The sequence below is a fragment of the Pseudomonas sp. Marseille-Q1929 genome, assembly GCF_017316265.1.
In the GTDB taxonomy this organism is placed as follows: domain Bacteria; phylum Pseudomonadota; class Gammaproteobacteria; order Pseudomonadales; family Pseudomonadaceae; genus Aquipseudomonas.
The window spans coordinates 138,845-156,485 of record NZ_JAFLWU010000012.1; the positions used below are offsets into that span (position 1 = coordinate 138,845).

General features: G+C 61.4%; 17 protein-coding genes. 8 read left to right on the plus strand and 9 right to left on the minus strand.

Features of this window, described 5'->3' with window-relative positions; all coding sequences use genetic code 11:
* Positions 1-77 precede the first annotated feature (77 nt).
* Positions 78-1,565 carry an aldehyde dehydrogenase family protein gene (locus J1G37_RS15295; RefSeq protein ID WP_207042982.1) on the minus strand — a complete coding sequence of 496 codons (1,488 nt, stop codon included), beginning with the start codon at positions 1,563-1,565 and terminating at the stop codon, positions 78-80.
* 306 nt (positions 1,566-1,871) lie between these two features.
* Here J1G37_RS15295 and J1G37_RS15300 point away from each other — a divergent pair, with 306 nt between their 5' ends.
* Positions 1,872-3,041, plus strand: coding sequence for a p-hydroxyphenylacetate 3-hydroxylase oxygenase component (locus tag J1G37_RS15300; RefSeq protein ID WP_207042985.1), 1,170 nt, complete (start codon positions 1,872-1,874; stop codon positions 3,039-3,041).
* Between the two features lie 68 nt (positions 3,042-3,109).
* On the plus strand, positions 3,110-4,060 hold the full coding sequence (locus tag J1G37_RS15305) for a p-hydroxyphenylacetate 3-hydroxylase reductase component (RefSeq protein ID WP_207042995.1): 951 nt from the start codon (positions 3,110-3,112) through the stop codon (positions 4,058-4,060).
* Between the two features lie 39 nt (positions 4,061-4,099).
* Here J1G37_RS15305 and J1G37_RS15310 read toward each other — a convergent pair whose 3' ends face one another.
* The gene (locus J1G37_RS15310) at positions 4,100-5,428 is read right to left on the minus strand and encodes a hypothetical protein (RefSeq protein WP_207042996.1); all 1,329 of its coding nucleotides are present in this window, start codon (positions 5,426-5,428) and stop codon (positions 4,100-4,102) included.
* 273 nt (positions 5,429-5,701) lie between these two features.
* Here J1G37_RS15310 and J1G37_RS15315 point away from each other — a divergent pair, with 273 nt between their 5' ends.
* From J1G37_RS15315 to J1G37_RS15335, 5 genes are all read left to right on the plus strand, one after another.
* On the plus strand, positions 5,702-7,201 hold the full coding sequence (locus J1G37_RS15315) for an APC family permease (protein ID WP_207042997.1): 1,500 nt from the start codon (positions 5,702-5,704) through the stop codon (positions 7,199-7,201).
* Positions 7,182-7,766 (plus strand): DUF3156 family protein, encoded by a 585-nt coding sequence (locus J1G37_RS15320; protein ID WP_207042998.1) that lies wholly within the window; start codon positions 7,182-7,184, stop codon positions 7,764-7,766. The genes J1G37_RS15315 and J1G37_RS15320 overlap by 20 nt, the downstream gene beginning before the upstream one ends.
* A gap of 115 nt (positions 7,767-7,881) precedes the next feature.
* Positions 7,882-8,847 (plus strand): transcriptional regulator FeaR, encoded by a 966-nt coding sequence (gene feaR, locus J1G37_RS15325; protein ID WP_207042999.1) that lies wholly within the window; start codon positions 7,882-7,884, stop codon positions 8,845-8,847.
* A gap of 96 nt (positions 8,848-8,943) precedes the next feature.
* Positions 8,944-10,164 carry a multidrug effflux MFS transporter gene (locus tag J1G37_RS15330; RefSeq protein ID WP_207043000.1) on the plus strand — a complete coding sequence of 407 codons (1,221 nt, stop codon included), beginning with the start codon at positions 8,944-8,946 and terminating at the stop codon, positions 10,162-10,164.
* Positions 10,165-10,191: 27 nt separating this feature from the next.
* Positions 10,192-10,788 carry a TetR/AcrR family transcriptional regulator gene (locus J1G37_RS15335; RefSeq protein WP_207043001.1) on the plus strand — a complete coding sequence of 199 codons (597 nt, stop codon included), beginning with the start codon at positions 10,192-10,194 and terminating at the stop codon, positions 10,786-10,788.
* A 53-nt stretch (positions 10,789-10,841) separates the two neighbouring features.
* Here the strand turns inward: J1G37_RS15335 and J1G37_RS15340 are convergent, their stop codons facing one another.
* Together J1G37_RS15340 and J1G37_RS15345 are read right to left on the minus strand one after the other, a co-directional pair.
* Positions 10,842-11,207, minus strand: a complete 366-nt coding sequence (locus J1G37_RS15340; RefSeq protein WP_207043003.1) for a cupin domain-containing protein — start codon at positions 11,205-11,207, stop codon at positions 10,842-10,844.
* Positions 11,208-11,241: 34 nt separating this feature from the next.
* Positions 11,242-12,540: an FAD-binding oxidoreductase gene (locus tag J1G37_RS15345; RefSeq protein ID WP_207043005.1), complete on the minus strand. Its 1,299-nt coding sequence runs from the start codon at positions 12,538-12,540 to the stop codon at positions 11,242-11,244.
* 225 nt (positions 12,541-12,765) lie between these two features.
* On the opposite strand from J1G37_RS15345, the gene hpaR reads away from it, so the two are divergent.
* Complete coding sequence (gene hpaR / locus J1G37_RS15350) at positions 12,766-13,188, plus strand: homoprotocatechuate degradation operon regulator HpaR (protein ID WP_207043006.1); 423 nt, start codon at positions 12,766-12,768, stop codon at positions 13,186-13,188.
* Between the two features lie 56 nt (positions 13,189-13,244).
* On the opposite strand, the gene hpaI is transcribed toward hpaR, so the two are convergent.
* From hpaI to hpaD, 5 genes are read right to left on the minus strand one after another with little or no spacing between them, the layout of a single operon-like run.
* Entirely contained in the window at positions 13,245-14,048 is an 804-nt protein-coding gene (gene hpaI / locus J1G37_RS15355) for a 4-hydroxy-2-oxoheptanedioate aldolase (RefSeq protein WP_207043007.1), read from the minus strand.
* A 13-nt stretch (positions 14,049-14,061) separates the two neighbouring features.
* The gene (gene hpaH / locus J1G37_RS15360) at positions 14,062-14,865 is read right to left on the minus strand and encodes a 2-oxo-hept-4-ene-1,7-dioate hydratase (RefSeq protein ID WP_207043009.1); all 804 of its coding nucleotides are present in this window, start codon (positions 14,863-14,865) and stop codon (positions 14,062-14,064) included.
* Positions 14,866-14,877: 12 nt separating this feature from the next.
* Positions 14,878-16,182 carry an MFS transporter gene (locus J1G37_RS15365; protein ID WP_207043011.1) on the minus strand — a complete coding sequence of 435 codons (1,305 nt, stop codon included), beginning with the start codon at positions 16,180-16,182 and terminating at the stop codon, positions 14,878-14,880.
* Between the two features lie 56 nt (positions 16,183-16,238).
* Positions 16,239-16,649, minus strand: a complete 411-nt coding sequence (locus tag J1G37_RS15370; protein ID WP_207043013.1) for a 5-carboxymethyl-2-hydroxymuconate Delta-isomerase — start codon at positions 16,647-16,649, stop codon at positions 16,239-16,241.
* Between the two features lie 16 nt (positions 16,650-16,665).
* The gene (gene hpaD / locus J1G37_RS15375) at positions 16,666-17,589 is read right to left on the minus strand and encodes a 3,4-dihydroxyphenylacetate 2,3-dioxygenase (RefSeq protein ID WP_207043014.1); all 924 of its coding nucleotides are present in this window, start codon (positions 17,587-17,589) and stop codon (positions 16,666-16,668) included.
* Positions 17,590-17,641: the final 52 nt, after the last annotated feature.

Sequence of the window (17,641 nt, forward strand, 5' to 3'; positions counted from 1 at the left end):
GTTTTTATAGGGTCGTTGAGTTTCATCGCGCAAGTATCACGTAGGCGCCCGTGCGCTTGCAAATCGGTACTTTCAACTCAGTAGCGAATCATCACCGATTTCAGCTCCGTGTAATCGTCGATAAATGCCGCGCCAAACTCGCGGCCGATCCCCGATGACTTGATGCCGCCAAAGGGCACCGCCGGGTCGAGCAGGGTGTGCATGTTGACCCACACCGTACCGGCCTGGATTTGCGGCACCAGGCGCAGGGCCTTGGACAGGTCGTTGGTCCACAGGCTGGCGCTGAGGCCGTAGGGCGTGTTGTTCATCAGGTGCAGCAGTTCTTCTTCGGTGTCGTACGGGAAGAACGTCGCGATGGGGCCGAAGGTTTCTTCGTTGAGCAGGCTGTCGTTGACGTCGTTGGCGAGGATGATCGTCGGTTCGACGTAGCAGCCGGGTCCGTCGATCAGGTTGCCGCCGTAGACAATCCGGTTGTTTTGCGCGCGTGCCGTGGCAAAAAAGCTGGCGAGCTTCTGTTGGTGTTGCTTGTTGGTGACTGGGCCGAACTGGGTGGTTTCATCCAGCGGCGAGCCGATTTTCAAGGTGGCCAGGCGCTGGGCGAGTTTTTCCATCAGGGGTTCGATCTGCGAGCGGTGGGCAAAAAAACGCTCGGCGGCGGCGCAGATCTGGCCGGAGTGCAGGAAGCCGGCCTCCATGATGCCGTCGGCGGCTGTATCCAGGTCGATGTCGCGCAGGAAGGCCGCCGAGTTCTTGCCACCCAGCTCCAGGGTGGCGCGGGTCAGCTTGGCGTCCATCGCCCCTTTGCCCACGGCAATCCCGGTGGGCACGGAGCCGGTGAACGAGACTTTATCGGTGCCCGGATGCTCGATCAGCGCTTTGCCGACAGCGCCGTTGCCGGTCAGCACGTTCAAGGCCCCGGGTGGCAGGCCGGCTTCGCTGGCCAGTTCGGCGATGCGCAGGATCGTCAGCGGGGTGAATTCGCTTGGCTTGATGATCACGCTGCAACCGGTGGTCAGGGCCGAGGCCAGTTTCCAGATGGCGATCATGGTGGAGAAGTTCCACGGCACAATGCCCACCACCACGCCGACCGGTTCGCGCAGGGTAAAGGCGGTGTAGCGTTCGCCGGCGAAGGAGGGCAGCGATGGGGTGATGGTTTCGCCGGTGATTTTCGTCGCCCAGCCGGCGTAGTAGCGCAGGAAGTGGGCGGCCTGGTCGACCTCGAACGCGCGGGCAATGTGAATGAGTTTGCCGGATTGGCAGGTTTCGATCTGCGCCAGTTCCTCGCGGTGTTGCTCCAACAGGTCGGCGAGCTTGAACAACACCGCCGCGCGGGCTGCCGGGCTGGTGTTGGACCAGATCTTGAAACCCCGGTTGGCGGATTCGACGGCACGATCCACATCGTTTTGGGCCGCATCGCTGACCTGGGCGATGGCTTCACCATTGGCCGGGTTGATGACCTTGAGTTTGGCGTGGCCGCTGCTGGCGACATAGCCGCCATCGATGTACAAGCCGTGATCACGCCCGAGAAACTGGCTGACGCGGGGAAGCAGTGGGATATCGCTCATGGGGGCAGGCTCCAATAATCCAGCAGGTGACAGTGCCGCTGTTTAGGCGCGGGCATTGGCAAGGAAAAGTACGCTGGGCGCCGCCATTTATCTTGACTGTGCGTGTCACGGGCATGACTGAGCCTGCCAGCTTGCACGCTATGAAAAGTACAACCTTCTACGTGGAACGTGCATTTTCCACGGCTTTTGCCCGACGCATACTGGCCCGGTACTTTTGCCTGTTCCCGGCCAGAAGCCACGGTTTACCTGAGAACCGTGGCTGCTCGGCACGGGAGGCGCTCACCTCCAATAATAAAGAGCCCCGCCATGAAAAAGCCCAATCCTCTGTTTGAAGACCTCAAGGCCGTGTTGCCGGCCATCGCTGCCAACGCCTTTGCGGCCGAGAAAGATCGCAGTGTGCCCGCCGAGAATATCGCCTTGCTCAAAAGCATCGGCATGCACCACGCGTTGCAGCCGCGCAAGTACGGTGGCCTGGAGATTTCCCTTCCTGAGTTTGCCGATTGCATCGCGCTGCTGGCCGCGTCCTGCGCCAGTACCGCCTGGGCGATGAGCCTGCTGTGCACGCATAGCCATCAGTTGGCGATGTTCCCGTCGACGTTGCAGGACGAGGTGTGGGGCGCTGACCCGGATGCCACCGCCAGCAGCAGCATCGCGCCCTTCGGCCGCACCGAGGAAGTCGATGGCGGGGTGACCTTCAGCGGCGAAATGGGCTGGAGTTCGGGGTGCGATCACGCCGAGTGGGCAATCATGGGCTTTCGCCGCAAAAACGCCGAGGGCAGCCAGGACTATTGCTTTGCCGTGTTGCCGCGCAGCGATTACGCGATCCGCGATGACTGGTATGCAGTCGGGATGCGCGGTAGCGGCAGCAAGACGTTGATCGTCAAGGATGCCTTTGTGCCTGAGCACCGCATCCAGAAAGCCAAGGACATGATGGAAGGCAAGTCCGCAGGCTTCGGGCTGTACCCGGACAGCAAGATCTTCTTCGCACCGTACCGGCCGTATTTTGCCAGCGGTTTTTCCACCGTCAGCCTGGGGATTGCCGAGCGCATGCTGGAAGTGTTCCGCGAAAAAACCAAAACCCGCGTGCGCGCCTACACCGGCGCTGCGGTGGGGGCCGCCACGCCGGCGTTGATGCGCCTGGCCGAGTCTACCCACCAGGTGGCAGCGGCGCGTGCCTTGCTGGAAAAAAGCTGGAACGAGATCGCCTGGTACAGCGAGCAGCACCGCTACCCGAGCCGTGAAACCCTGGCGTTCTGGCGGACCAATCAGGGTTACGCGACCAAGATGTGTATCCAGGCCGTGGACCGCTTGATGGAAGCGGCCGGCGGTGGCGCCTGGTTTGAAAGCAACGAGCTGCAACGCCTGTTCCGCGATTCCCACCTCACCGGTGCGCATGCCTACACCGACTATGACGTGTGCGCGCAGATCCTCGGGCGCGAGTTGATGGGGCTTGAGCCCGATCCTTCGATGGTCTGATCCCCGCCGTAGCGCTATTCCCATAACAACAAGCAGGGCTGGTCTGTGGGTCAGCCCGGGAGTTTTTCATGTCTGAAGTCCTTGCATCGCAACCCGCCAACCCATTCGACGCGCGCGCGTTTCGCCGTGCCTTGGGCAACTTCGCCACCGGTGTCACGGTGGTGACGGCGGCGACCGCCGACGGCCGTAAAGTCGGCGTGACGGCCAACAGCTTCAACTCGGTGTCCCTGGACCCGCCGCTGATCTTGTGGAGCATCGACAAGCGCTCCAACAGCTACGAGGTGTTTGAAGAGGCGAGCCACTTTGCCGTCAACGTGCTGGCGGCGGATCAGATCGATTTGTCGAACAATTTTGCCCGGCCCAAGGATGACCGTTTCGCCGAAATTGAATTTGAACCGGGGGAGGGCGGTGCGCCGGTATTTGCGGATTGCTCGGCGCGTTTTCACTGTGAAAAATTCCAGCAGGTCGACGGTGGCGACCACTGGATCATGATCGGCAAGGTAGTGGCGTTTGACGATTTCGGCCGTTCGCCCCTGCTGTATCACCAGGGCGTCTACTCGATGGTGCTGCCGCACACGCGCATGACCAAACGCGACGAGGGCCAGCCGCCGAGCAGCCATTTTCAGGGGCGCCTGAGCCATAACCTCTACTACCTGATGACCCAGGCGTTGCGGGCGTATCAGGCCAGCTACCAGCCGCGGCAGTTGTCTACCGGGTTGCGTACCAGTGAAGCGCGGATGTTGATGGTGCTGGAAAATGACGCCGGCCTGGACCTCAACCAGTTGCAGCGTGAAGTGGCGATGCCGGTGCGTGAAATCGAGGAGGCGGTGGCCAATCTCAAGCGCAAGGGCCTGGTGGTGGATGATAACGAGCGTGTGCGGCTGACCGTCAAAGGGGTCGATGAAACGGAGTCGCTGTGGACCATCGCGCGGGAACAGCAGGACAAGGTGTTTGGGCAGTTTTCGGACGAGCAGATCGAGTCGTTCAAGGCCGTGCTCAAGGCAGTGATTGCCAACTGAGGCTAGGGCAGGGCAACCCCGGTGGTTGCCCTACCTGGATCAGAACGGTACGGCCACCGTCACCTGGCTGTACAGGTTGGTGCCGTTGCCGCCGACTTGATTGCCTCCGGTGTTTTCATCCTGCTTGGGCTTATAGAGGCCAACAAGCGGGGTAATGATCAAGTGCTCGTTGACCGCCCACTCCGCAAACACATCCAGCTCGCGGCCGCTCAAGTCGAGATTGCCCCGCTTGTGGGTGGTTGAATAATCAAAAAACAACGTGCCCACCGTGAGGTTCTCCAGCGGGTGCACCTTGAGCGCCACATGCTGGATCGCGGTGTTGCTATTGAAAGGCCCCGCGTAGTTGGCGGCCACTTCGCCCTGGAACCAGGTGCCATAGCCGGTGCTGTAGCCGTTGAACATGGAGTCCCAGCCTTCGGAGTAGCGGCTGTAGCGGTAGGTGATGTCAGGGCTCCACAGGGTATCGGCGAAGGTGTAGCCCGCTTCGGCATACAAGGCTTTCTCGGCGCCGGCGTCCTTGTCTTGCCAGGCGTATTCAAAACCGAAGTGGGCATTTTGGATGCCGGCGTCACCGCTGCCGCGTAGGCTGTAGATGTCCATGCCTTTGCGTTGCTGCTGGAAGTCGCTGGCGTAGCGCTTATCCACGTCGATGCCATGGATGTAGGTCAGGCCCAGGGTGCCGGGGGCGCCGGTGTAGTCCAGGGTGCCTGCGGCCATCTCGGTCTTGGCCTGGGCGCGGTTGTCCGACTTGATCCACATGACACTGCCGTGCAATCCGTCCTTGCCACCCAGGCGCAGGACTGCGGTTTCATCGAAGGCGTGGCGGGCGGCGAGGTAGTAGGCGCCGCCGCGATTCAACTCACCGTCCGCCGGGCCTTTGCCGAAATTCAGGCCGTCATCGTTGATGATAAAACCGTTGCCCAACTGGATGATCTGCCGGCCGAAGGACAGGTCCACGCCGTCCTTGCCCAAGGCCGGGAACAAATCGCCTGAGCGCCAGCCGGCGAAGGCTTCGTCGAATTTGGTGGTGCGTTCGCTGCCGTTGCTCAGGCCCGCGGCATCGCCGTCACCCCAGGTGCCTGAGCTGACCAGGTTGGCCGTGCCATACACGCTGCCGTAGCTGCCTAGCGTACGGTCGAGGCTTAAGCCATATTTGATGAACCCTTCGCGCCAGGTGGAACCGCCGGTCGTGTCGTCGTAGTTCTTGCGGCTGTTGAACAAGCCATAGACGGCAAGGAAATTGCCGTTGATATGGGTATCGCTGTCGGCATACAGCTCATAGGCCTGTGCGGCCTGGGCGCACGCAGCGCTGGCCAGTCCCAGCGCCACGGCGATTGAAAGTGAACGGGTAGTCGAGGTGTGCCCCATGGTTATTGCCCCTGTTGTTGATGTGCGGTTGTAGGTCAAGCGCGCCATTAATGGGGTGGTGGAGGGGCAGGCGTCTTTCACCACCGTGCCAGCCATTTGACTCAGCTCGCCAGCTGCACGCGGTTGGCAGGCTGCAACAAATCCGGCGGCAGCCGTGGGCAAGACGCTCAGGGAGCAGGGGCGCACAGTGAGGGTGTGCGGCGACGCCAGCCTCCTGTAGAAAGGATCAGCCTGTCGCTACTTACGCCAACTTAACGTCAGGGACATTAGAAAATGTCGAGCAACCCTAAGCTCACTGAGCACTTGAATCGCGGATCGGTGGGGTTTCCTACCGCACTGGCCAGTACGGTCGGCCTGATCATGGCCAGCCCGGTCATCCTTACGGCCACCATGGGCTTTGGCATTGGCGGCAAAGCCTTTGCCGTGGCGATGGTGATCGCGGTGGTGATGATGCTGGCCCAGGCCACCACGTTTGCCGAAGCGGCAGCGATCTTGCCCACCACCGGCTCGGTGTATGACTACATCAACTGTGGCATGGGGCGTTTTTTTGCGATCACCGGCACGTTGTCCGCCTACCTGATCGTGCATGTGTTCGCGGGCACCGCCGAAACCATCCTGTCCGGGGTCATGGCACTGGTGAACTTCGAACACCTCAACACCCTGGCCGAGTCGGCCGGTGGGTCGTGGTTGCTGGGTGTGGCGTTCGTGATCAGCTTCGGCATTCTCAACGCCTTTGGTGTCAGCGTGTTTGGCCGTGCGGAAATCATCCTGACCTTTGGCATGTGGACCACGCTGATGGTGTTTGGCGTGCTGGGGTTGATCGCCGCGCCGGCGGTGGAGCTGGACGGCTGGTTTGGCGAGTCTCTGGTGGGCAGCGATGCGATGACGATCCTGTCGCTGGTGGGCATGGCCATGTTCATGTTTGTCGGCTGTGAGTTTGTCACGCCGCTGGCGCCGGACTTGCGCAGATCCGCCTCGACCATGCCCAAGGCGATGCTCCTGGGCCTGGTGGGCGTGGCATCGTGCATGTTCATTTATGGCGCGGCGATGAAGCGCCAGGTGGAAAACCTGGTGCTGGACCCGGCGACCGGCCTGCACTTGCTGGATACGCCGATGGCGATTCCCAAGTTCGCCGCCCAGGTCATGGGCGATATCGGCCCGGTGTGGCTGGGCATCGGCTTCTTGTTTGCCGGCGCTGCCACCATCAACACCTTGATGGCCGGCGTGCCGCGCATCCTGTATGGCATGGCGGTGGACGGTGCGTTGCCGAAGGTGTTCACCTATTTGCATCCGCGTTTCAAGACGCCGCTGCTGTGCATTCTCGTGGCGATGCTGATTCCGTGCCTGCATGCCTGGTACCTGGGCGGTAACGTGGACAACATCCTGCACCTGGTACTGGCGGCCGTGTGTGCCTGGAGCACCGCTTATTTGTTGGTCACGCTGTCGGTGGTGATCCTGCGCATCCGCCGCCCGGACCTGCCACGGGCCTATCGCTCGCCGTTCTTTCCGCTGCCGCAGATCGTTTCCAGCGCGGGGATTTTGTTGGGCATGTGGTTTATCACGCCGCCCGGCATGAACCCGGCGGACGTGTACATTCCGTTTGGCGTGATGTTGGGCGGCACCGCCGTGTACGCCTTGTTCTGGACGCTGGTGGTGCAGAAGGTCAACCCCTTCAAGCCGGCGCGGGTGGAGGACGTATTGGCCAAGGAGTTTGCCATGGAGCCTGGTATTCAACCGTCCGAGGTGCTCGACCATGCTTGCAAGGCTGTCTGAGCTGTTCGGCGCCCAGCGTGCGCCGACGGGGTATCGTCCGGGGGCGACGCTTGAGCGTGTGCGGCGCAACCTGGGCCAGCCCTCGTTTGAGTGTTCGGCCCCGGTGCGCGCGCAGTTTCAGTTCAGCCCAGAGGGGCCGCTCATCGAGGTGCATGAGCGCGCCGAAGCGCAGTTGCTGATGCATGTGGTGCTCACGGAGTTTCGCTTCCACACGCCCGCCTCACCGTGGAGCGAGGGGTGTTACCAAGTGCACCACACGGGGGCCATTACCCGCACGGGGTTGGTCTGCCGCCGCCGCAAAGGGCCGCAGGACTTTGCCGATCGGCTGACCCATGAGCTGAGCGCCAACCCGGCGTTGCGCGCGGCGTTGATGCCGCTGGATTTCAAGCAGCTCACCCTTGAATACACCCACGGCGGCTGGAACGTGGCGTTGGAGCATATGGGCGGCAGCGAGGTGGTCAATCGCATGCCGGCTTTTCGCCGCTATATTTCGTTGAGTATTGAACAAATCCGCCTGTTGCAGCAGAGCATTTTGGCTCTACACCAGGTGCTCAAGACGCTTTAAGCCTTGAGTGGCATGGCTTGTGCTTATGTACTTTGCATAGATCTACAGTTGTGCGCCTATAGATAACATGTTAACTATTGGTGCACAAAAATAAGCATCGCGTGCGGAGGTATTCATGAGCATCCATCAGGCTGCCTGGGACGGGCTAGACCAGTGGACCACCACCATGCAGGCATTGTGTGGTCGTTTCGAAACCCAACTGGCGTTCAATCGTTCGTTGTTTATTGGTGATATTTCTACCTGGTCCCATGGCGGATTGTCACTGGCCAATATGCGCACCAACGCCGGCAATATCGTGCGTTACGGTGATCGTGCCGATTGCGACAACGACGAACACTGTTTCCTGGTCAGCCAGCGCACCGGTTACTCCCACATCACCCAGGGCAGCGTGACCATCCAGTTGGCGCCCGGCGACCTGATGCTGATGGATTCGGTCGGCCCTTGCGCGATTGCCCCCCATGGCCTGATCGAGCATGTGTCGCTGTCATTGTCGCGCGCGCAGGTGCAGCGCCAGCTCAAAGGCGTCTCGCCGATCTTTGGCAAGATTTCGTCGACCAAGGCGTGCGGGCGCATGCTGCATTTGTTGATGGACCAGGCGTGCAAGGGCAGCGACGGCACCGACAGTGCGGCGGCCGAGGGTGAGGCCTTGCAGAGCGCGTTTATCCTGCTGTTGGCTTCCGGGTTTGAACAGGCCGAGGAGAAGGCCAACGATGCTGCGGTGCTCGGCGGCGTGAACCTGCGCAGCTACGTGCAGAAGGTCATCGATGAGTCCCTGGCCCAGACCAACCTGACACCCGCGTGCCTGGCGGGGCGCCTGAAAATTTCCGTCAGGCATCTCTACCGGCTGTTCGAGGAAGAGGGCGACAGTGTGTGCCGTTACATCCAGCGCGCCAGGCTGGAGCGCAGCGCCACGGACCTGGCCAATCCATTCCTGCGTGCGGAGTCGATCACCTCGATTGCCTATAAGTGGGGGTTCACCGATTCCGCGCACTTCAGCCGTTCCTTCAAAAAGCACTTCGAACAATCGCCCAAGGATTTCCGCGCGCAGGCGCTATCGGGCGTGTTAGCGGGTGCCGCCTGACTGTTAATTGATTAACGACTTGACCTTTCGCCAAGGCATTGGCTAACCTCACGACTTCACCCTACCGACCGGTAGGTTGCAAGTCGTGAGCTTATGATGAAATCGATTAATTCAAACAGTCCTTCGTTGAAATTTGCCGTGGCCTTGGGTGCCATTGGTGCCCTCGGCCCGTCGGCCGTCGACATGTATCTGCCCAGCTTGCCGGAGATGGCGGTGGAGTATTCGGCCAGCGTGGCAAGTATCCAGCTGACGTTGACGGTGTTCCTGTTGGCGATGGGCCTCGGCCAATTGCTGTTCGGCCCTGTCGTCGATGCATGGGGGCGCAGGCGCCCGTTGATCGCCGGGCTGGTGTTGTTCAGCGTGAGCGCGCTGGTGGCCGGTGCGGCACCGACGCTGGACTGGCTGCTGCTGGCGCGCTTCATTCAAGGGCTAGGCAGCGCGCTGACCCTGGTGGTGATCATGAGCATGGTGCGTGATGTCACCCAAGGCGTGCAGGCGGCCAAGCTGTTTGGCTTGCTGATGACCATCGAAGGCGTGGCGCCGATTATCGCGCCGGCACTGGGCGGCTACATTGATGCGCACTTTGGCTGGCGTGCGGTGATGGTGGTGCTGGCGGCCCTGGGCGCGTTGGTGGCGGTGAACTCCATGGTGGTGCTGCGGGAAACCTTGCCCGCGAACAAGCGTGAGCCGCTGAACTTCAAGCGGGCAATCCGTACGTACGCACGCATTGCCCAGGACTCGCGTTTTCTGCAACCGGCGCTGGCCTTGTCAGCGGTGTTCTTCTTCCTGTTCGCCTACATCGGTGGGGCGACGTTCATCTACCAGAACGACTTCGGGTTGCCCGCTGCCCAGTTTGGTACCCTGTTCGGCGCAACCGGTGTTGCGATCCTCATCGGGGCGTCGTTGGCGGCGAAGCTGGTCGGCCAATACGGTCTGGCACGCATGGCGGTGGCGGGTGCCTGCTGCATCGTCGCGGGTGCTTTGATTGCCTGCATCAGCGCGGCTGCCGGTTTGGGTTTGTCTTGGCTGGTGGCCGGAGTGGCGCTTGCGTTGCTGGGCGTGGGGATCGCCGAAACCACGCTGATGACCCTGGTGATGTCTTCGCAAACCTCCGCGCTGGGTTCGACCGCTGCGTTGCTGGGGGCTTTTCAACTGGGCATCTCGGCGTGCGCCACACCCCTGACCGGCCTGGTGAGTAACCACGGCGCCACGGCGTGGGGCGGCTTGCTGGTGCTGTGCGCCGCGGTGGTGGGGTTGCTTACCTGGATCAGCGTGCGCCAAGGCAAGGCGGATCAGATCACCGCGTTAAATCATTGATAAAAGATTGCTGGCAAGGATATTCACATGAAAGTGCTCAGCCCTTCAGCGGGCAGAATTTGCGACATCGCCCTGGTGCATTTCGCCGAGCGGGGCTACGACGCCTCCTCACTCAATGACATCGCAGTGCTGGCGGGCATGCGCAAGCCGTCGTTGTATGCGCATTTCAAAAGCAAGGATGACCTGTTCAGTGCGGTGCTGGCGTTGGCATTGACCACCGAACGCCAGTACCTCGAGGAGCGGTTTGCCGTGGCTGCCAGCGCTTCGGTCAGCCTCGACACGCTGTACACCGACCATCTTGCGCAGCGCTATGAGTCTTCGGCGGCGCTGCGCTTTCTACTGCGCACGGCGTTTTTTCCACCTACCGAATTGAAGGGGCAGGTGAGTGCAGGTTTTGAAGCTTACCTTGAGCGCATGCGAGACCTGTTCGGGATCAGCCTCAAGGCCAAGTACCCCGCGCTGAACGCCACCGATCTCGGGATATTCCAGGACGCGTACATCGGGCTGATCGACAGCCTGCACGTCGAGCTGATCTACGGTAACGAAGAAACCTACCGCCGCCGCGTCGCCGCCTTGTGGCGAATCCTCGGCGATTCGATTGCCCTGGCCGCCGGGCAGGCATAAAAAAACCACTGCCGAAGATCGGCAGTGGTCATAAGCCCGTTACAGCAATGCGATCAAGCGACAGCGAAGTAGTGCTTGACGAACTCTTCGCTGACGATCTCCCACACCACGGCAGTGCCCTTGGTCACGAACCAGCTGTCACCCACGCCATAACGCGTGCTGTTGCCGGTGGCTTCTTCCGTGAGGATCACTTCCCCGGTGACCACGGTGGCTTGCTCGTTGAACGGGTATTCCATGCGGAACTTGCCCTTGGTGGTGCCGAAGTAAGCGCTGCTGACCGGGTCGGTGGGCGCGCCAAAGGTCATCTTGCCGAAGGCGTTGACTTCGCCTTCGAGGATGGTCGAGCCGAGGTCGGCGACGGTGCCCCAGGCATCCAGTGCCGACAGCTTGATGTGTTGCTCGATCGTGGTAATGGTCATGGCAGTTCTCCAGTGAGTCGTGTGAGCGGGTCAATCAACGGCGACCGTTGAAGTAGCCCGAGAGTTGGTGAAGGCTTTTGCCGGCCGTGAGGATCAAGGGGCGGATGTGATCCTTGCCGAGAATTTGTGCGTGCTTGACGGAGCTGATGAGGTTGTAGCGTGACGAGCCTTCGCTCATGCCCTCGGCCAGCACCTTGCAGATAATGTGGCTCGGCGTGACGCCAAATCCGGCGTAGCCCTGCACGTAGAAGGCGTTCGGGCGGCCGCTCAGCGTGCCGATTTGCGGGAACAGGTTGGCGCCCGTCGCCATCGGCCCGCCCCAGGCGAGGTCGATCTTCACGTCCTTGAGGTAGGGGAAGATGTTCAGCATCAGTTGGCGATTCCACGCCTTGAGGTCTTTGGGAATATGCTCGATCACCGGCGTGGCCGCGCCGAACAGCAGGCGGTTCTCATTGGTCACGCGGTAGTAATCGATAACGGGACGGATATCGCTGTAGGCGCCGCGAATCGGGCTGATGCGCTGGATCAGTTCTTCAGGCAATGGCTCGGTCATCATCTGGAACGCGTAGGTGTTGATCGTGGTCTTGTGCAGTTCCGGCTCCAGCTTGTTGAGGAAGCTGTCGCACGCCCATAGCAACTTCTGCGCCTTCACCGAGCCACGGCCGGTGCGCACGGTGATCTGTTCACCGTAGGTCACTTCGAGGGCCGGGCTGTGTTCAAAGATGCGTACACCCAGGCCGGACGCCGCCTTGGCTTCGCCCAGCAGCAAGTTGAGGGAATGCACATGGCCACCGCCCATGTGCAGCAGGGCGCTGCTGTAGGCGTCGGAGCCGATGATCTGCTTGACCTCGTTGCCTTCCATGAAGCGAATCTCATCGCGGGTATTGATGCGCTTGAAGTCCTTCTCCCAGGCCCGCAGGGTTTTCGCCTGGCGAGCATTGAAGCCCATGTAGCCATAGCCATGGCAGAAGTCCGCATCGATGGCATATTTGGCGATGCGGTCCTTGATGATGCCCGCGCCCAATTCGCTGATTTCAAAGATCTCGCGCAGGCCTTGTTCGCCGACACTGCTTTTGATCTTTTCGAGGTCGTGGCCGATCCCCGCCATGATCTGGCCGCCGTTGCGCCCGGTACCGCCGAAACCCAGGTAGCGCGCCTCCAGCACCACGATATTGGTGATGCCTTTTTCGGCCAGTTCCAGCGCGGTATTGATGCCCGAAAAACCGCCACCAATGATCACCACTTGCGCTTCGATATCCTGTTCCAGGGTCGGGAAGGCGAGGTTGTATTTTTTGGTGGCCGAGTAATAGGTTGGCGTTTCGATAGTGATCATGGCGCGGCCTGAATAGATTGAAAAAAACGTCACGACAAGGCGTTAGCAAGCCCTGTTCCATGGCGCACATTAAGGGCCTAACGAGCGGTAGGTGTCTTGACTGTGCCTGCCTTCGCTTTTGTACCTGCGTGCCATCGCCCGCGCCAGATGGCGGATGCAGAACCACAGGCTGAGCAAGCTGTGATAAATTGATTAACGTATTAACAAAATAGCTGGCTGTGATGCATGACCAAACCCCGCCCGTCCTTGACCCTCAATCTGCTGCAAGCACGCGAAGTCGCCATGAGCTTTTTCCGGCCTTCACTCAATGAACATGGCCTGACCGAACAGCAGTGGCGCGTTATCCGCATCCTCACTCAACAGGGCGAACTGGAAACCAATCGCCTGGCCGACCTGGCCTGCATTCTCAAACCCAGCATGACCGGTGTCCTGAGCCGCATGGAAGCGGCTGGCCTGGTGCATCGGCGCAAGGCCGAGCAGGACCAGCGCCGGGTCTTGGTGACGCTGGCAGAAGGCGGCCAGGCGTGTTTTGCCTCGATGAGCGATTGCATGGAGCAAAATTACCAGCGCTTGCAGGAACGCTTCGGCGCCGAGAAACTCCAGACCTTGCTGGCCTTGCTCACAGAACTGAAGGCGATCAAGCGCTAGGCAAAAAGACCGCTTCATTCACATGAAAGCGGTCTGGGTGCAAGGCGGTGCCAGTCCTAGTAGACGCCGCCAGCAGCACTGGTTGGCAGCGGCGAATCCTTGAATTTACCGGCCAGGGTTTGCAGCCCGCGCATCAGCACAGTGGTGTCGACACCGACCGCGACAAACGCCGCGCCCAGTTCGATATAGCGGCGCGCCAGGGTTTCGTCGGCGCTGAGAATGCCAGCCGCTTTGCCCGCCCGCTGAATGCGCACAATCGCGTCCTCAATCGCGGCTTGCACGTCAGGATGGCCAGGGTTGCCGCGATGGCCCATGGCGGCGCTGAGGTCGGCAGGCCCGATAAACACCCCATCGACGCCTTCCACTGCAACAATCGCGTCAAGGTTGGCCAGCCCTTCGGGGTTTTCAATCTGCACCAGCAGGCACATCTGCGCGTTGGCCAACTCCAGGTAACCGGGGATGCTGTTCCAGCGCGAAGCCCGCGCCAGCGCACTGCCAACACCGCGCACACCCTGGGGCGGATAGTGCATCGCGCGCACCAACTGGCGCGCCTGTTCGGCGCTTTCCACCATGGGTACCAACAGCGTCTGTGCGCCAAGGTCCAACACTTGTTTTATCAGCGCCGTATCGCCAATCACCGGGCGAATCACCGGTTGGCTGGCGTAGGCCGCCACCGCTTGCAGCTGGCTCAACATACCGCGCAGGTCGTTGGGCGCGTGTTCGCCGTCAATCAGCAGCCAATCGAAACCGGCATTGGCCGCCAGTTCCGCGCAATACGCATCCGCCAGGCCCAACCATAAGCCGATTTGTGCGGTGCCGCTGCCCAGGCGTTGCTTGAAGAGATTTACCGGCATATTCATGACAGGTTCCTCGTCAGACAAAACGGCAGGAGATGGAACCGAGCATGTCGTAGTCGACATGGAAGGTATCGCCGGGATTGGCGGCCACCGGACGCGTAAACGAGCCGCCCAGGATGATCTGCCCGGGCTGCAAGGTGACGTCATACGGCGCCAGCTTGTTCGCCAGCCAGGCCACGCCTTTGGCCGGGTGGTTGAGCACGGCGGCGGACACCCCGGATTCCTCGATCACGCCGTTGCGGTAGAGCACGGCGGGGACTTTGCGCAGGTCGATGTCCGTCGGGCGCACGGCGCGTCCGCCCATGACCACACCGGCGTTGGCTGCGTTGTCGGAGATGGTGTCGAAGACTTTGCGGGTGGCCTTGGTCTGCGGATCGATTTGCTGGATGCGCGCGTCGATGATCTCCAGGGCGGGGATGACCCATTCGGTCGCGTCCAGCACGTCGAAAATCGTGCAGTTCGGGCCTTTCAACGGCTTGCCGAGGATAAAGGCCAGCTCCACTTCGACCCGTGGCACGATAAAGCGGCTGAACGGGATGTCGGTGCCTTCGTCAAAGATCATGTCGTCCAGCAGCGCGCCGTAATCCGGTTCGCTGATGTTCGAGGAGACTTGCATCGCGCGCGACGTCAGGCCGATCTTGTGGCCGACGAGCTTGCGCCCGTCCTTGATTTTGCGGTCCACCCAGGCCCGTTGAATGGCATAGGCGTCTTCGATGGTGATGTCGGGGTGGTCCAGGGAAAACTGGCGCACTTGTTCGCCCGTGCGTTCGGCCTGGTCCAGTTGTGCGGCGGCTTGCTGTATCACGCTGGAAGGAAGCATGTTCAGGGTCTCTTACTGTGGATTGACGATGGCGGCCTGGGTGCGCAGCACCAGCAAGGCGCCCAAGGTGATAAAGGCCGCGAGGACATACAGGGCCAGGCTGGCGCTTTGGGTGTTGTCGCGCATCCAGCCGATCAGGTACGGCGCCAGGAACGACGCAATGCTGCCGAAGGAACTGATCAGGGCGATGCCCGCCGCTTGGGTCGAGTTGGATAAGAACGCCGGTGGCAGTTGCCAGAACATCGGCAACGCGGCGCTGGCGCCCATGCCGGCGATGATCAAGCCCGTCATCACCAGCAGCGGGTTTTGTGGCAGCAGGCCGGCGATGGCAATGCCGCTGGCGGACATCAGCAGCGGCACCAGCAAGTGCCAGCGGCGCTCGCGGCGACGGTCCGAGGAGCGCCCGCAGGCGATCATGAAAAAGCAGCCTGCCAGGTACGGCACGGCGCTCAGCAGGCCGACTTTGCCATCGCTGCCGATACCGGCACCGTGGATCAGCGACGGCATCCAGAACGCCAGGGTATTCACCGCGAGCATGACGGCGAAATACACCGCCACCAGCACCCAGACCTGGGAGTCTTTGAGGATGCCGGCAAACGAGGTGATGGCTTTGCGTTGTTCTTCGCTGTGCAGTTGCTCACGCAGTTGAGCCTTTTGTGCATCGGTCAGCCAGTTCACGCTTTCAAAAGAGTCAGGCAGGCATTTGAGGACCACCAGCCCCAGCAGCACCACCGGGGCGCCTTCGATCAGGAACATCCACTGCCAGCCCCGCAGGCCGCCGAAGTCGTGGAAGGCCTCGAGGATGCCGCCCGACAATGGGCCGCCGATCACCCCGGCCATGGGCACGGCAATCGCAAACAATGCGGTGACCTGGGCACGCCGACGCGCCGGGTACCAGCGATTGAGAAACACCAGGATGCCCGGGAAGAATCCCGCTTCCGCCACACCGAGCAAAAAGCGCAATACGTAGAAGCCAGCGGCATCGTTCACGAACAGCATGCTGGTGGACAAAATCCCCCACACCACCATCAGGCAAGCAATCCAGCGCCGCGGGCCGAAGCGGTCCAGCGCCAGGTTGCTGGGCACGCCAAACAAGGCATAGGCGACGAAAAACAGCCCGGCGCCAAAGCCGTACACGGTATTGCTGAAGTGCAGGTCGGCACTCATCTGCATCTTGGCAAAGCCAATGTTGATGCGGTCCAGGTGGGCAAACAGGTAGCACACCAGCAACAGCGGCATGAGCCGCCAGGTGATGGTGCTGTGGGTGCTGTCTTGCGAATGGCGCAAAGGCTGTGTGGCAGTGTTGGCTGTGCTCATGATGTTGTACTTCTTTTTATATGAGATAGGCACGGGAGGAGGGCGGCGGGCCGCCCTCAGCTGGATTTGTTGAACAACGGGTGCAGGCTGCTGTGCTTGGCGTCGTAGACCTGCGCCGCGCTTTCATCGATTTGCAGGGTGATGCCCAGCGGGCGGCGCTGGAGAATCGGCTCAAGATGGGCGCGCAGCACCGCCAGCAAGCTGTCGCCGACGGCCTGGTGCACCGCTGGGCTGCGGCCGCTGCCCATGCGCAGGTTGGCGTAGCAAAAACCGTAGTCGCCCTTGCCGTCGGCGACGGCGCTGTGGGCCGCCGGGTAGGCCAGCACGCGAGTGCCGCCGGTGGGGAACACGGCTTTGCCGGCCTCGTCGCGCTGTTCCAGCATGGTGTCGGCCAGGGCACGGCAGAGCGCAGAAACGTCGGTCTCTTGCTCAAGCTCGGGGGTGTAAAGCAGCACCAGGTGCGGCATGTCGAGTCTCCTGTGCTTAGAGGCGGCTGGTGGATAACACCGCGCCAGGGTTGGCCGCTTGCGCCGGGGGAATGTTGGCGCCGTCCTGCGGCGTCACAGGGAACACCACGTTGATCTGCCCTGTGCCGGAGGAACCGAAGTACGGCGTCAGCACTTCGGCCTTGCCGTCATAATCACTCCAGCCCAGTGCGCCGAGGAGCATGGCGGTGTCATGCATGAACCCTTCGCCGTGGCCTTTGGCTGCGTATTCCGGGAGCATCCCGCAGAACTCCGGCCACTCGCCGTCCTCCCACATTTTCACCACGCGGTGATCGAGGGTTTCCAGGAAGGGGCTCCAGACCTTGGTGGCAAAATCCGGCGCCTGGCCGTTTTGCGCAAAGCGGTGCGACAGCGAGCCGCTGGCGAGGAACGCCACCGTGCCGTCGTAGTGGTCTTCGACGGCCTTGCGCATGGCCCAGCCCAGGCGCGCGCTGTCCGCCAGATAGTGCGAGGTGCACAGGGCGGACACCGAGATCACCTTGAAGTCCTGGTTCTGGTTCATGTAGCGCATCGGCACCAGCGTGCCGTACTCCGGACCGAGGGTGGTGGCATGGTGCGCCATGGTCTCGACCTGGAAACGGTTGCAGGCTTCGGCGAGCAACAGCCCCAGTTCAGTGTTGCCGGGGAACTCGTACGGCATGTTGCTGATGAAGTGCGGCAGTTCATTGCTGGTGTACACGCCCTTGAAATGCGGGCCGCACAGCACGTGGTAATTGGCGTTGACCAGCCAGTGCGTGTCGAACACCACGATGGTATCGACCCCCAGTTCGCGGCAGCGGCGGGCGATTTCATAGTGGCCGTCGATGGCCGCCTGGCGAAAGCCCTGGCGTGGGCCGGGCAGCTCAGAGAGGTACATGGACGGAACGTGGGTAATCTTCGCGGCTAATGCCAGCTTGCCCATGATCAGGCTCCTTTCTTGTTGTTGGGTGCTTGTGCGGCGGTCTTCGACGAAT

Excerpts from the sequence above, each read along its gene's own strand:
- J1G37_RS15315 (WP_207042997.1), top strand. The coding sequence starts at position 5,702 with ATGTCGAGCAACCCTAAGCTCACTGAGCACTTGAATCGCGGATCGGTG.
- J1G37_RS15300 (WP_207042985.1), top strand. The coding sequence starts at position 1,872 with ATGAAAAAGCCCAATCCTCTGTTTGAAGACCTCAAGGCCGTGTTGCCG.
- J1G37_RS15335 (WP_207043001.1), top strand. The coding sequence starts at position 10,192 with ATGAAAGTGCTCAGCCCTTCAGCGGGCAGAATTTGCGACATCGCCCTG.
- J1G37_RS15310 (WP_207042996.1), bottom strand. The coding sequence starts at position 5,428 with ATGGGGCACACCTCGACTACCCGTTCACTTTCAATCGCCGTGGCGCTG.
- J1G37_RS15345 (WP_207043005.1), bottom strand. The coding sequence starts at position 12,540 with ATGATCACTATCGAAACGCCAACCTATTACTCGGCCACCAAAAAATAC.
- J1G37_RS15320 (WP_207042998.1), top strand. The coding sequence starts at position 7,182 with ATGCTTGCAAGGCTGTCTGAGCTGTTCGGCGCCCAGCGTGCGCCGACG.
- J1G37_RS15295 (WP_207042982.1), bottom strand. The coding sequence starts at position 1,565 with ATGAGCGATATCCCACTGCTTCCCCGCGTCAGCCAGTTTCTCGGGCGT.
- hpaR (WP_207043006.1), top strand. The coding sequence starts at position 12,766 with ATGACCAAACCCCGCCCGTCCTTGACCCTCAATCTGCTGCAAGCACGC.
- J1G37_RS15365 (WP_207043011.1), bottom strand. The coding sequence starts at position 16,182 with ATGAGCACAGCCAACACTGCCACACAGCCTTTGCGCCATTCGCAAGAC.
- feaR (WP_207042999.1), top strand. The coding sequence starts at position 7,882 with ATGAGCATCCATCAGGCTGCCTGGGACGGGCTAGACCAGTGGACCACC.
- J1G37_RS15330 (WP_207043000.1), top strand. The coding sequence starts at position 8,944 with ATGAAATCGATTAATTCAAACAGTCCTTCGTTGAAATTTGCCGTGGCC.
- J1G37_RS15340 (WP_207043003.1), bottom strand. The coding sequence starts at position 11,207 with ATGACCATTACCACGATCGAGCAACACATCAAGCTGTCGGCACTGGAT.
- hpaI (WP_207043007.1), bottom strand. The coding sequence starts at position 14,048 with ATGAATATGCCGGTAAATCTCTTCAAGCAACGCCTGGGCAGCGGCACC.
- hpaD (WP_207043014.1), bottom strand. The coding sequence starts at position 17,589 with ATGGGCAAGCTGGCATTAGCCGCGAAGATTACCCACGTTCCGTCCATG.
- hpaH (WP_207043009.1), bottom strand. The coding sequence starts at position 14,865 with ATGCTTCCTTCCAGCGTGATACAGCAAGCCGCCGCACAACTGGACCAG.
- J1G37_RS15305 (WP_207042995.1), top strand. The coding sequence starts at position 3,110 with ATGTCTGAAGTCCTTGCATCGCAACCCGCCAACCCATTCGACGCGCGC.
- J1G37_RS15370 (WP_207043013.1), bottom strand. The coding sequence starts at position 16,649 with ATGCCGCACCTGGTGCTGCTTTACACCCCCGAGCTTGAGCAAGAGACC.